13 protein-coding genes and 1 pseudogene are annotated in these 12884 nt (G+C 71.3%); 10 read left to right on the top strand and 4 right to left on the bottom strand.

Features of this window, described 5'->3' with window-relative positions; genetic code table 11:
- Positions 1–3 precede the first annotated feature (3 nt).
- Genes ACYVNR_RS05435 through ACYVNR_RS05410 form a run of 6 tightly spaced genes read left to right on the top strand, consistent with a single transcriptional unit; the run spans position 4 to position 5742 of the window.
- Positions 4–768 (top strand): SDR family NAD(P)-dependent oxidoreductase, encoded by a 765-nt coding sequence (locus ACYVNR_RS05435; RefSeq protein WP_461047112.1) that lies wholly within the window; start codon positions 4–6, stop codon positions 766–768.
- 41 nt (positions 769–809) lie between these two features.
- On the top strand, positions 810–1130 hold the full coding sequence (locus ACYVNR_RS05430) for a 2Fe-2S iron-sulfur cluster-binding protein (protein ID WP_045191435.1): 321 nt from the start codon (positions 810–812) through the stop codon (positions 1128–1130).
- A gap of 1 nt (position 1131) precedes the next feature.
- On the top strand, positions 1132–2388 hold the full coding sequence (locus tag ACYVNR_RS05425) for an NAD(P)/FAD-dependent oxidoreductase (RefSeq protein WP_045191434.1): 1257 nt from the start codon (positions 1132–1134) through the stop codon (positions 2386–2388).
- Positions 2385–3053 carry an HD domain-containing protein gene (locus ACYVNR_RS05420; RefSeq protein ID WP_045191433.1) on the top strand — a complete coding sequence of 223 codons (669 nt, stop codon included), beginning with the start codon at positions 2385–2387 and terminating at the stop codon, positions 3051–3053. Before ACYVNR_RS05425 ends, ACYVNR_RS05420 begins: the two co-directional genes overlap by 4 nt.
- Positions 3050–4537: an aldehyde dehydrogenase family protein gene (locus ACYVNR_RS05415; RefSeq protein ID WP_461047109.1), complete on the top strand. Its 1488-nt coding sequence runs from the start codon at positions 3050–3052 to the stop codon at positions 4535–4537. Before ACYVNR_RS05420 ends, ACYVNR_RS05415 begins: the two co-directional genes overlap by 4 nt.
- Positions 4534–5742, top strand: a complete 1209-nt coding sequence (locus ACYVNR_RS05410; protein ID WP_461047107.1) for a 4-hydroxybenzoate 3-monooxygenase — start codon at positions 4534–4536, stop codon at positions 5740–5742. The genes ACYVNR_RS05415 and ACYVNR_RS05410 overlap by 4 nt, the downstream gene beginning before the upstream one ends.
- Positions 5743–5746: 4 nt before the next feature.
- On the opposite strand, the pseudogene ACYVNR_RS05405 reads toward ACYVNR_RS05410, so the two are convergent.
- Positions 5747–5974 (bottom strand): annotated as a pseudogene (locus ACYVNR_RS05405) (hypothetical protein); the annotation flags it as partial.
- A gap of 351 nt (positions 5975–6325) precedes the next feature.
- Between ACYVNR_RS05405 and ACYVNR_RS05400 the strand changes: the two are divergent.
- Positions 6326–6568 carry a metal-sensitive transcriptional regulator gene (locus ACYVNR_RS05400; RefSeq protein WP_082080965.1) on the top strand — a complete coding sequence of 81 codons (243 nt, stop codon included), beginning with the start codon at positions 6326–6328 and terminating at the stop codon, positions 6566–6568.
- A 126-nt stretch (positions 6569–6694) separates the two neighbouring features.
- Positions 6695–7060 (top strand): YciI family protein, encoded by a 366-nt coding sequence (locus tag ACYVNR_RS05395; RefSeq protein ID WP_461047105.1) that lies wholly within the window; start codon positions 6695–6697, stop codon positions 7058–7060.
- Between the two features lie 74 nt (positions 7061–7134).
- Here the strand turns inward: ACYVNR_RS05395 and ACYVNR_RS05390 are convergent, their stop codons facing one another.
- Entirely contained in the window at positions 7135–8511 is a 1377-nt protein-coding gene (locus ACYVNR_RS05390) for an adenylate/guanylate cyclase domain-containing protein (protein WP_461047103.1), read from the bottom strand.
- An 81-nt stretch (positions 8512–8592) separates the two neighbouring features.
- Here ACYVNR_RS05390 and ACYVNR_RS05385 point away from each other — a divergent pair, with 81 nt between their 5' ends.
- Together ACYVNR_RS05385 and ACYVNR_RS05380 are read left to right on the top strand one after the other, a co-directional pair.
- Complete coding sequence (locus ACYVNR_RS05385) at positions 8593–9648, top strand: maleylacetate reductase (RefSeq protein ID WP_461047101.1); 1056 nt, start codon at positions 8593–8595, stop codon at positions 9646–9648.
- A 76-nt stretch (positions 9649–9724) separates the two neighbouring features.
- Positions 9725–10297: a DoxX family protein gene (locus ACYVNR_RS05380; RefSeq protein ID WP_461047099.1), complete on the top strand. Its 573-nt coding sequence runs from the start codon at positions 9725–9727 to the stop codon at positions 10295–10297.
- A gap of 187 nt (positions 10298–10484) precedes the next feature.
- On the opposite strand, the gene ACYVNR_RS05375 is transcribed toward ACYVNR_RS05380, so the two are convergent.
- The gene (locus ACYVNR_RS05375) at positions 10485–11645 is read right to left on the bottom strand and encodes a fatty acid desaturase family protein (protein WP_461047097.1); all 1161 of its coding nucleotides are present in this window, start codon (positions 11643–11645) and stop codon (positions 10485–10487) included.
- Positions 11646–11676: 31 nt separating this feature from the next.
- Positions 11677–12807, bottom strand: a complete 1131-nt coding sequence (locus ACYVNR_RS05370) for a flavin reductase family protein (protein WP_461047095.1) — start codon at positions 12805–12807, stop codon at positions 11677–11679.
- Positions 12808–12884: the final 77 nt, after the last annotated feature.

The raw sequence follows: 12884 nt of genomic DNA, 5'->3' as shown, positions 1-12884 counted from the left end.
CTCGTGGCCGACTCCACCTCCACCGCGTCCGCCCGCACCGTGCTCGTCACGGGCGCGGCCGGCGGGCTCGGGCGCAGCTTCGCCCTCGGGTTCGCCGAGCGCGGCTACCGCGTCGCCGTCGCCGACATCAACGCCGACGGCGTGGCCGAGACCGCACGCCTCGTCGAGGACGCGGGCGGCAAGGCCTGGCACGGGACCGTCGACGTGACGTCGACGGCCTCGACCGAGGCCCTCGCCCGCGAGGTCGCCGGCTTCGGAGACGGGCGCATCGACGTCGTCGTCAACAACGCCGCCGTCTACGCGACCCTCAACCGCTCGCCGCTCGAGGACATCGACCCCGCCGAGTGGGACAGCGTCATGGCGGTCAACCTCAAGGGCCCCTGGCTCGTCGTGCGGGCCTGCAGCCCGTACCTCCCCGAGGGGGCCAGCGTCGTCAACCTCGCGTCGGCGACGGTCTACAGCGGGTCGGAGCAGTGGCTGCACTACGTCGCCTCGAAGGGCGGCGTCATCGCGATGACCCGGGTCATGGCCAAGGAGCTCGGCCGTCGCGGCATCACCGTCAACGCGATCGCCCCCGGATTCACCCTCACCGAGGCGAGCCTCGGCCTCATGGAGAACGCCGAGCAGTACGGCGTCGACCGGGGCGCGCTGCGCCGCTCCAGCCAGCCGGAGGACATCGTCGGTGCAGCGCTCTTCCTCGCCGGCTCCGACAGCGCGTACATCAGCGGCCAGACGCTCGTCGTCGACGGCGGCCGCCAGTTCATCTGAACGAGCAACCCGAGCTCACCACCAGACCTCAGGAGCAAGACATGGCACAGATCACCTACACCGACACCACCGGCGACGCACGCACCGTCACGGCGACGGTGGGCGACTCCGTCATGGAGACCGCGGTGCGCAACGGCGTGCCCGGCATCGTGGCCGAGTGTGGCGGATCCCTGTCCTGCGCGACCTGCCACGTCTTCGTCGACGACGCCGACTTCGCCGGCCTCCCCCCGATGGAGGACATGGAGGACGAGATGCTCTACGGCGCCGCCGTGGACCGCGGCCCGACCTCCCGGCTGTCGTGCCAGATCAAGGTCGTCGAGGAGATGGACCTGCACGTGACGACGCCCGAGACGCAGGTCTGACGTGTCCGGCCTGCTCATCATCGGCTCGTCCCAGGCGGGGGTGCAGCTCGCGGTGTCGCTGCGTGCGCTGGGCCACGAAGGTCCGATCACCTTGCTGGGCGAGGAGAACCACCGGCCCTACCAGCGGCCGGCCCTCTCCAAGGAGTTCCTCCAGGACGTCATCACCAAGGAGTCGCTGATCTTCCGCACCCAGGAGTACTGGGACGAGCACCGCATCCGCGTCGTCAAGAACGAGCGGGTGGTACGCATCGACAAGCACGCGGACGGGTCCGGGGTCGCGCACGCCATCTCGGGAGCGCAGTTCCCCTTCGACCGGCTCGCGCTCACCGTCGGCGCCCGCGCCCGGCGCCTCCCGCTGCCCGGGGCGGACCTCCCCGGCGTGCTCTACCTCCGCAACGCCGACGACGCGCTCGAGCTCAAGGCCCGCGTCCCGGCCGTCCAGGACGTCGTGGTCATCGGAGGTGGCTTCATCGGCATCGAGGCAGCCGCCAGTCTGCGCAAGCTCGGCAAGACGGTGACCCTCGTCGAGGCCGGACCCCGCCTCGTCGGCCGCGCGGTCGGCGACGAGACGGCCGAGTTCCTCCGCGCCCACCACGCGGCCGCCGGCATCGAGGTGCTCCTCGGCGCCGAGGTGGGGCGCATCATCCCCCGGGCCGAGCGGGGCGACCGTGTCGGTGGGGTCGAGGTCGACGGCCGCACCATCCCCGCCGACCTCGTGCTGGTCGGCGTCGGGGTCGTGCCCAACACCGAGCTCGCCGAGAGCATCGGCCTGGCCTGCGACAACGGCATCGTCGTCGACCGGTATGCCGTCGCCTCCGACGGCGTGACCCTGGCCGTCGGTGACGTGGCCAACCAGCCCAACCCGGTCCCGGGTGCGCCCGACGGCGACCGGGTGCGCTTCGAGAGCGTCAACAACGCCGTGGAACAGGCGAAGGTCGCCGCGTACTCCATCACGGGCCGCCAGGAGGAGTACGCCGGCATTCCGTGGTTCTGGTCCAACCAGGGCGACCTCAAGCTGCAGATCGCCGGGCTCAGCTCGGGGCACGACCGCACCGTCGTGCGCCGTGACGACGCCCGAGGCCGGTTCTCGGTCCTCTACTACCGCTGCGGTCGCATCATCGCGGCCGACTGCGTCAACAACCCCCTGGACTTCATGGCGGTGAAATCCGCTCTCGCACAAGGCGCGTCGATCCCACCCGATGAGGCCGCCGACCCCGCCACCCCGCTCAAGTCGATCACGAGGAACGACCCGCGATGACTCATCCCCTGCCCCCGACCCCCGTGGCCGCCACCGGACCGGTGGACACCACCCCCATCACACTGACGCCCGCCGACGGGGTCGACCTCGACCCGGTGTGGAAGAGCGTCGTCCCCGAGACCCGGACCCGGGGCAACGACATCCACCTGCCGATCTCCCTCGCGTACGCCGAGCGCCTCTGCCGCGCCTACCCGCAGGCGGACTCGCGCCTCGTGCGCGTTGCGATCCTGCTCCACGACACCGGCTGGGGGCGCGTCGACGAGACCCGCATCATCTCGGAGGGCTTCGGCGGTGACTGGCGCAAGGCCGCCATCCGCTTCGAGCACGAGAAGCAGGGCTGCGTCATCGCTCGCGAGGTGCTGCCCCCGCTCGGCTACGACGAGCAGTTCGTCGACGACGTCTGCGCCATCATCGACGGGCACGACACCCGGCACGAGGCGTACAGCCTGGAGGACGCGATGATGCGCGACGCCGACCGGCTGTGGCGCTTCGACCCCGCGGGCATCGCGTTGGCATCCGGGTGGTTCGGCATGGACCCGGCGACCTACACCGACCGGCTCCGCGCCGAGATCATCCCCGAGCTGCTCACCGAGGCCGGCATCGCCATGGCGACGGCAGCCCTCGACCGCGCGACGGCTCTGCTCAAGACGGACGTGCTGCGATGATCCTCGACCGTGCGGACCTCGACCTGCCGTGGACGCACGTCGACGACCACTACGTCGACGGGAAGTGGGCCCCGTCGACGGGCGACGCCCGCACCCAGGTCGTCGACCCGGCCACCGAGGAGGTCTGGGGCTCCGTCCCGGACGCCACGCCCGACGACGTCGAGTCCGCCATGGCGGCGGCCGACCGCGCGTTCCGCACCGGCCCGTGGCCGCGGCTGACCGCGGGCGAACGGGCGGCCTACCTGAGGGGTGTCGCCGACGAGATCGAGAAGCGCGCGGAGCAGCTCGCGCTCACCATCTCGCGCGAGAACGGCACTCCCCTGTCCGAGAGCCGCGGTGCCGCGAGCAATGCAGCCGGCATCTTCCGGTGGTTCGCCGGCGTCGCCGACCACCTCGACGCCGACGACGTGCGCCCGTTCCCGGCGCTGGCGGGCTCCGAGTCCGTCGTACGCCGCGACCCCGTCGGCGTGTGCGTGCTCATCGCCCCGTGGAACTTCCCGATCAACCTCGTGGCCATCAAGCTGGCGCCCGCACTCCTCGCCGGGTGCACCGTCGTCGTCAAGCCGGCCTCGCCCACTCCTCTCTCGATCCGCTTCGTCGTCGAGGCGGTCGAGGCGGCGGGCGTGCCGGCCGGCGTCGTCAACCTCCTCACCGGGTCGGGGGCGGTCGGTGACGCTCTCGTGCGCCATCCGCTCACCGCCAAGGTCGCCTTCACCGGCTCGACGCCGGTCGGGCGCAGGATCGCAGCAGCCTGCGGCGAGCTGCTGCGCCCGGTCACCCTCGAGCTGGGTGGCAAGTCGTCGGCGGTTGTGCTGCCCGACGCCGACCTCGAGGCCATGGCGGCGGTCCTCGTCCGCTCGTGCATGCGCAACACCGGGCAGACGTGCTACATCAGCACCCGCATCCTCGCGCCGGCCGAGCGCTACGACGAGGTCGTCGACATGGTGACCCGCACCATCGGCGACGGCCGCCAGGGTGACCCACTCGACGACGAGACGGTGTTCGGACCGGTCGCCACCAGGGCGCAGTACGACAGCGTGCTGGACCACCTCGAGTCGGCCCGCCGGGAGGGAGCCCGCGCGACGACAGGTGGACGGGCCCGCAGCGGCCAGGGCTACTTCGTCGAGCCGACGGTGCTCGCCGACGTCACCCCCGACATGCGGGTCGCGCGCGAGGAGATCTTCGGCCCGGTCATCACGGTGCTGCGCTACGAGACGGTCGACGAGGCCGTCGCCCTGGCCAACGACACCGGCTTCGGGCTCGGCGGCCTCGTCTTCTCCAGCGACCCGCAGGCCGCCCAGGAGGTGGCGGAGCGGATGGACACGGGCTCGGTCGGCATCAACTTCTTCGCCTCGAACCACAGCGCGCCGTTCGGCGGCCGCCACGACTCGGGCCTCGGCGTCGAGTACGGCCTCGAGGGTCTCGCCGCCTACGTCACCTACAAGTCGATCCACCGCCGCACGCCGACACGGGAGTCCAGATGAGCACGCCGACGACGAGCAGGACCACGGTCGGCATCGTGGGGGCCGGGCCGGCCGGCCTGATGCTCTCGCACCTGCTGCACCGCGCCGGCATCGACTCGATCGCCGTCGACAACCGCAGCCGCACCGAGATCGAGCAGACGGTGCGCGCCGGCATCCTCGAGGCCGACAGCGTGCGCCTGCTCGTCGACACCGGCGTGTCCGACCGCGTGCTGCGTGAAGGCCACGCCCACGACGGGATCGAGCTGCGCTTCGGGGGCGTCGGCCACCGGATCGACTTCAAGGGACTCGTGGGCGAGTCGGCGTGGCTCTACCCGCAGACCGACGTCTTCATCGACCTGGCGGCCTCACGCGAGCGAGACGGTGCCGACGTGCGGTTCGCCGTCACCGACACCCGAGTCGAGGACGTCCTCGGCGACCGGCCACGGATCCGCTTCACCGACTCCTCCGGCGCGTCGCAGGTGATCGAGTGCGACTACCTCGTCGGCGCCGACGGGTCGCGCAGCATGTGCCGCCACGAGATCCCGGAGGCGCAGCGCCGGCAGTTCTCGCGCGAGTACCCCTTCGCCTGGTTCGGCATCCTCTGCGAGGCGCCGCACAGCGCTCCCGAGCTCGTCTACGCCCACTCCGACCGCGGCTTCGCCCTCATCAGCCAGCGCTCCGAGACGCTCCAGCGGATGTACTTCCAGTGCGACCCCGACGAGGACGTCGACGCCTGGAGCGACGACCGCATCTGGGAGGAGCTGCAGTCCCGCGTGAGCGGGCCCGACGGTTTCACCCTCAAGGAGGGGCCGATCACCGATCGATCCGTGCTGCGCTTCCGCAGCTTCGTCTGCGAGCCGATGCGCCACGGCAACATGCTGCTGGCGGGCGATGCGGCCCACACGGTGCCGCCCACGGGCGCCAAGGGGCTCAACCTCGCCCTCGCCGACGTCAAGGTGCTGGCCGAGGTGCTCGAGCAGGCGGTGCGCACCGGCGACAAGGACGTGCTCGACAGCTACAGCCCGCGGGCCCAGTCGCGGGTGTGGAAGGCCCAGCACTTCTCCTACTGGATGACGAGCATGCTGCACTCGGTCCCGGGCGCCACCGACTTCGACCGTCGCCGCCAGCTGGGCGAGCTGGCGATGGTGACCGGCTCGGAGGCCGGTTCCCGGTTCCTGGCCGAGGCCTACACGGGCTGGCCGGAGCGCGCGTCGGGTCGCGGCTGAGCGGTCAGGTGCGCTCGACCCCGCGCAGCAGCAGGGTGACCACCCCGTCGGCCCAGCCGCCCCGGGCCCGACCGTGCTGGAGCAGCTCGCCGAGGTAGGCGCCGAAGGCGAGCCCCGCCAAGGCATCGGCGTCGACGTCGGGTCGCACCTGCCCGTGCCGGATGTCGGAGTCGATCTCTTGCTGCAGCTGCGCCAGCCGCGCGCCGAGCATCCTGCGCAGAGCTGACGCGAAGGCAGGGTCGCCGACCCGTCACACCGGAGGACCGGCGGCTGAGCACCCCTCGCGCGGGACGGCGGGGCCGTCGGGGACGGGTGCGGGGACACCGCCCCCGACGGCTGACCGGGACGGCCCAGGGGAAGCCGTGGACCGGTCGGCACGAGCGGCATGTCAGGGGAAACATGATCACTCGAGGCGCGGGAAGAGGTCGCCAGCCCCCAGCGTACAGATACCCCATGAGGTATGTGCATAGAAAGGTTAATACCCCTTCGGGTATGTTCGTCAAATCGGGCTACGATCTCGTCCGTCTCCCTCTCGCCGATCCCCACCCAGGAGCCTTTCGTGGTCACTCTCAACAGCGAAGACATGACGCCCGTCCTCAACCGGCTCCGTCGGGCCCAGGGGCAGATCGGCGGCGTCATCCGCCTCATCGAGGAGGGTCGTGACTGCCGCGACGTCGTGACCCAGCTCGCGGCGGTCAACCGCGCCCTCGACCGCGCCGGGTTCGCCATCGTCTCCTCAGGACTGCGCGAGTGCCTGGCCTCGCCCGAGGGCCTCACCTCCGAGGACCAGGCCACGATGGAGAAGCTCTTCCTCACGCTCGCCTGACGGTCCGGGGCACCGCTCGTCGTACTCTCCCCGGAGACGTGTCGATTCCGGGCACGGTCGTTCGTGTAGCAGGTGTCGACGCGGTCCGGAGTCACCCGGGCCGCCACTGAGCGAAGGAGCAGACGCATGGCCGAGTACCTCCTGTACTTCAACCAGCAGTGGGTGGGCGACCACCCGGAGGAGTGGTTCCGAGGACGCGGGCCGCTGGCCATGGGCGTGGTCAACGACATGAAGGCCGCAGGCGTGTACGTCTTCGCCGGTGGCCTCGAGGAGGAGGACGGCCCCGTCTACCACGCCGACCCCAACACCGACAGCGGCACGGCGATGGTCACCGACGGCCCCTACGTCGAGACCAAGGAGTGGCTCGGCGGCTTCGCGATCGTGGACGTGCCCGACGACGCGACCGCCACGATGTGGGGCGCCAGGATCGCCGAGGCGTGCGGCTGGCCCCACGAGGTCCGCCGCTTCAAGCCCCAGCCGCCGACAGGTTGAGCCGTTCGAGGTGAAAGCGCGTCGCATCTGACGCGCTTTCACCTCGAACCCGGCGGGTGGCTCCGGGCGCGCGGCTACGGCACGCCGGCGACGGCATACAGCTTCCAGCTGCCGGGGACGCCCTTGAGCCGATGGCTCCCCCGGTCGCTGAAGGTGATGCCCGAGCCCACGACGAGGTCGGTCACCGTGCCCGACGCGAGGATCTCGCTCGGGCCGGCGAGGGCCATGACCCGGGCGGCGAGGTGCACGGCGATGCCGCCGATGTCGTCGCCGACGCGCTCGATCTCGCCCGTGTGGGCGCCCTGGCGCACCTCGAGCCCGATGAGGTGCATCGAGTCACGGATGCGTGCGGCACAGAGCAGCGCCCGCGCCGGACCGTCGAACGTCGCGAGGAAGCCGTCGCCCGTCGTCGCGACCTCGCGCCCCCGGAAGGCCGCGAGGTTGCGACGCACGATCTCGTCGTGGGCCGCCCGGAGCCCGAGCCAGCGGTCGTCGCCGAGCCGCGCCGCGAGGTCGGTCGAGCCGACGACGTCGGTGAAGAGCACGGTGGCGAGCTCGCGCTGCGTGGGGATCTCGGGCGACGTGCTCGGCGCCGCGCTGAGGAACTGCGCGACCTCCCGCAGGACGTCGTCGTTCTGCGGGGTGTAGAAGGGGTAGCAGTCGGCGCCGGGCAGCTCGTGCAGCGTCGCGGCCGGCAGGTGCTCGGCGAGGTAGCGCCCGAAGTCCGGCCGGTAGTGCACGTTGTCAGTGCGCTGCAGCACGAGCGTTGGGACCGAGATGGCAGCGAGGACGGCGCGCACGTCGAGCTTCGTCACCCACTCGTACATCGTCGAGGCGGCGCCCGGAGGCATCGCCAGCCGCTGGTAACGCAGGAACCACTCCTGCCAGCGCGGGTCGTGGGCGATGGTCGGCGCGGTGACCTCGAGCATGCGGGCGTCCTGCCCCCACCACGTCGAGTAGCGCTCGAGCAGGATCGCGTGGGCGCTCTCCGGCATACCGATCGGGTAGTCGGGCGCGCGCAGCCAGCGGGCGTAGGAGTTGACGAGCACGAGCTGGCGCACCCGCGCGGGATAGGTCGCTGCGAGCAGCATCGCCATCGGACCGCCCTCCGTGTCACCGATGACGACGGCCTGCTTCGAGCCGACGGCGTCGAGCACGAGCCGTGCGTCGTCCATCCACTGCTCGAGGGTCGGCAGCGAGCGCAGCGAGACGGGGTCGGAGACGCCGGTGCCGCGCTTGTCGAAGCAGATGACGCGGCCCAGGCGGCCGAGCCGGCTGAAGTAGTGGGCCAGGGAGGGCTCGTCCCACATCGCGTCGAGGTTGGTGCTCCAGTTCGTGACGAAGAGCAGGTCCCGAGGCCCCTCCCCGAACACCTGGTACGCGACGTAGCCGTCGACCGACTCGACGTATGTCGTCTGCGGGCGCATCCCTCCCCCTGCGTCGTGGTCCACGCCCAGTCTGCACCTTCGGGCAACGCCGGGTGGGTGTCATCGCGCGCCTCGCGACGCCGTCGACGTGCCACCCTTGCAGCCATGACCGACGCCACCGCGCCCGACGTCGCCGTCCACCAGGGCGTCGCGACCCGTGTGCTCATCGGACCGGGGGCGCTAAGGCACGTCCCGTCCGAGGTCGGACGCATCGGCGCGCAGCGCGTGCTGCTCGTGACGACGCCGTCGGCGGCCGCTGCAGGTGACGCGCTCGCCGCCGCGCTGGGCGGGCGGCTCGCGGCACGGTTCGACGGCCCGAGGGTCCACACGCCGGTGGACGTGACCGAGCGCGCCCTCGCGATCGTCACCGACCACCGAGCCGATGCCGTCGTCGCGGTGGGCGGAGGTTCCGCGGTCGGGCTCGGCAAGGCGCTCAGCGCGCGCACCGGCATACCCCAGGTGGCCGTGCCGACGACGTATGCCGGGTCGGAGGTCACGCCCGTCCTCGGCGAGACCCGGGGCGGGGTGAAGACCACCCGCCGCGACCCCGCGCTCGCCCCGGGGACCGTCGTCTACGACCCGGAGCTGACCCTGTCGATGCCGCGCGGGCTCACCCTGACGAGCGCCCTGAACGCGCTGGCGCACGCCGTCGAGGCGCTCTGGGCCCCCGACCGCACACCGGTGAGCGATGCCCTCGCCACGGAGGCCGCCCATGAGATCGTCGCGGCGCTGCCCGACGTGCTCGCCGACCTCGGTGACGTGCGCGCACGGTCCAGGGTCCAGGCCGGTGCCTGGCTCGCCGGGACCTGCCTCGCGCAGACGCGAATGGGCCTGCACCACCAGCTCGCCCATGCTCTCGGCGGCACCTTCGAACTGCCACACGCGGAGCTGCACGCGATGCTGCTGCCGCACGTCATGGACTTCGACCTGCCGGCTGCCCCCGATGCCGCCCGTCGCCTCGAGCGCGCCCTCGGCACCGACCCCGTACGCGTGGTGCGCGGACTCGCCGACGCCCACGAGGGTGCACGCCGACTTCGCGAGCTCGGGGTCCCTCGGGCGGCACTGGCGGGCGTGGCCGAGCGCGTGGTCGCAGCGCCCTACCCCAACCCCCGACCGCTCGACGTCACGTCGGTGACCGAGCTGCTCGAACGCGCCTGGTGACCCGGGCCACCTCGGTTTTACGCTGGAAGGCGCAACCCGTCTCTGAGGAGCTTCGGCGGTCGCAGGAGGAGTGGTCATGAAGCGGAATGCGGTCGAGCTGCGTGACGTCGGCCTACTGGCCCTTCGGCTCGGCTTCGGCGCAGTGATGATGGCGCACGGCGCCCAGAAGCAGTTCGGCGCCTTCGGCGGGCACGGGATCGAGGGGACGGGCGCGTTCTTCGACAAGGTCGGTTTCAGACCCGGCCGGCTCAATGCTCGGATCGCGGCCGCCTCGGAGCTCGGTGGGGGCGCCCTGCTGGCCGTCGGCCTCGCCACCCCTGCGGCCGGGGCAGCCGCAGCCGGAACGATGCTGGTCGCGGGGTCGATCAGCCGCGAGCACGGCTTCTTCGCGCAGGAGGGCGGCATCGAGTACCAACTGGTCCTGGCCCTCGTGGGGGGCGCGTTGGCCCTGACGGGGTCGGGTCGTCTGTCGCTCGACCACAGCACTCGGCACGTCGTCGACAAGCCGTGGATGAGGGTCTTCGCCGCAACGTCGGTCGTCCCGGCTGCCGTCTTCGTGGTGTCCCGTCGTGAGAGGGCTTTGGCGGCGACTGCTGAGGATGACGACGCGCAGGCGAGCGACCCGCCGGGGTCCGCGTCGCAGGCGTAGGCGCTCGGTTCACGTCTACCGGCGGCGCGCCGGACCGGCACCTCGACGTGACCGCTCTCAGCCCTTCTCCGCGCCCGGCTTTGGGGCCTTCCCTCAGCGGTCGGTCATCCGACTACTACTCGCTCTGCAGTGCCGTGAGCGGATGCATCGCGTGAGCCCGGCGCTGCCGTTTCCCGGTGAGCCCACCTCAGGCAGCGGCCGAGGACCTCGGGTCGGGTCGGGTGGCCATCGGGACGACCGTGGCCCGACCCCGGCGCAGGAGGCCGTCGGGAAGCGACAGGCGGAAGACCTTCTTCCACGCGGACGCCACCTGACGCGGGAGCGAGCCCGTCGTGTAGGTCAGGCCGTACCTCCGGAAGAGCTCCTGCACCTGCGGGGCGATCTCCTGGTAGCGGTTGCTCGGCAGGTCGGGGAAGAGGTGGTGCTCGATCTGGAAGCTGAGGTTGCCGGTCATGAAGTGCATGGCCTTGCTGCCGCTGATGTTGGCCGAGCCGAGCATCTGGCGCAGGTACCACTCGCCGCGGGTCTCCCCCACGATCGAGCGTCGCTCGAAGGTCTCGACGCCCTCGGGGAAGTGGCCGCACATGATGACCGAGTGGGTCCAGAGGTTGCGGATGAGGTTGGCCGTGGCGTTGGCCGTCAGCGTGCTGAGGAACGACGGGCCGGACAGGAGCGGGTGGATGACGTAGTCCTTCGTCATCTGGTTGCGGATCTTCTTCAGCGTCACCTTGGCGCGCGCCCGGAAGTCGGGGTCCTGGCGTCGCTCCTTGGTGGCGAGGTTCTTGCCGAGCTCGAGGTCGTAAGCCGCGATGCCGTACTCGAAGAAACAGGCGTTCACGAAGTTCCACAGCGGCTGCGCGGCGTAGAGCGGCACCCAGCGCTGGTCCTCGTCGACGCGCATGATGCCGTAGCCGAGGTCGTTGTCCTTGCCGATGACGTTCGTGTACGTGTGGTGCAGCTCGTTGTGCGAGTGCTTCCACTGCTCCGAGGGGCTGGCGTTGTCCCACTCCCACGTCGTCGAGTGGATCTTCGGGTCGCGCATCCAGTCCCACTGGCCGTGCATGACGTTGTGCCCGATCTCCATGTTCTCGATGATCTTGGCGACGGCGAGGCCGGCGGTGCCGACGAGCCAGGCCGGCGGGAACATCGACACGAGAAGGACTGCGCGAGAGCCGAGCTCGAGCTTGCGCTGGGTGGCGATGACCTTGCGGATGTAGGCCGCGTCATCGGCGCCGCGGGTGTCGATGACGGACTGACGGATGGCGTCGAGCTCGACGCCGATCTGCTCGATGTCCGCGGCGCTGAGGTGCCCGATGGGGTTGTGGGCCTTCTTCTGCAGGACGGTCATGGTGACTCCTCTTGGGGTCTGGTCTCAGTGGTCAGTGGTCGATGACGCAGGCGCCGGCGGCTGCGGAGATGCACGTCTGGATGGGCACGCCCTGGCCCTCGGTCTCGCCCGGCGTCGCCGTCGTGACCTCGCCGGTGCGCAGGTCGCGCACGGCGCCCTCGCGCAGCGGCAGCACGCAGCCGAAGCAGATGCCCATGCGGCACCCGGACGGCATGAGCACGCCGGCGGCCTCGGCAGCGTCGAGGATGGGTGTCGCGCCGTCGGCGTCGACCGTCGTGCCGGAGCCGGTGAAGTCGACGGTGCCGCCCTCGCCGACGACGAGCGTCGTCGCCCGGAACTGCTCGGTGAGCAGGCCCAGCCCGCGCTGGTCGTGGTGTCGCTGGAGGGCGTCGAGGAGCCCGCCGGGGCCGCAGGCGAGGGTCGTCCGCTCGTGCAGGTCGGGCACGAGGGTGTCGAGGTCGTTGACGTCGAGCACGCCGTGCTCGTCGTCGTAGCGGGCGACGAGGCGGATCAGGCCTGCCTCGTCGAGGGCCCGGAGGTTGTCGATGAAGATCGAGTGCGGCTCGCTCGGCGCCACGTGCACGACGACGATGTCGTATGCCGCCGCGCGGGGCAGGCGTACGACGCCCCCATCGGCGACGGGGAAGAGGTTGCGCAGCATGCCGATGACCGGCGTGACGCCTGAGCCGGCCGTGACGAAGAGGAACTTGCCCCCATCGGTGGGCAGCACGAACTCGCCCTGCGCCTGCTCGAGGTGCACGAGCGTGCCCGGTCGGGACTCGCGCACGAGGTGGTTGCTGACCAGGCCGTCGGGCACGGCCTTGACGGTGATGGAGATGTTGCCGTCGGCGCGCGGGCCGTGGGTGAGGGAGTAGGCCCGCCACTGGCGTACGCCGTCGACGTCGACGCCGACGCGTACGTACTGCCCCGGCACGTGGCCGGCCCAGTCGGCGCCCGGGCGGATGACGACGGTGGCCGCGTCGACGGTCTCGGGGCTGACCTCGACGATGCGGCCGCGCAGGTCGGCACCGGGGCGCAGCGGGTCGAAGAGGTCGAGGTAGTCGGCCGGAAGGAGGGGCGACGTCGCGCGCTCGGCCAGGGCGACGATCCGTCGGCGCAGCGACGGTCGGGCGGCTCGGGTCGAGGGTGCTAGCAGGCTCATGTCTCCAGCATGACTGGCAGGCAAGGGTAAGATCCTGACCGCAGGGCGTGAAGAATGTGGGAACTCTTGTTCGGAGG

Source organism: Terrabacter koreensis, assembly GCF_054783315.1.
Note: the sequence above shows the minus strand (reverse complement) of the source record. Positions and strands in the feature narration are given on the sequence as shown.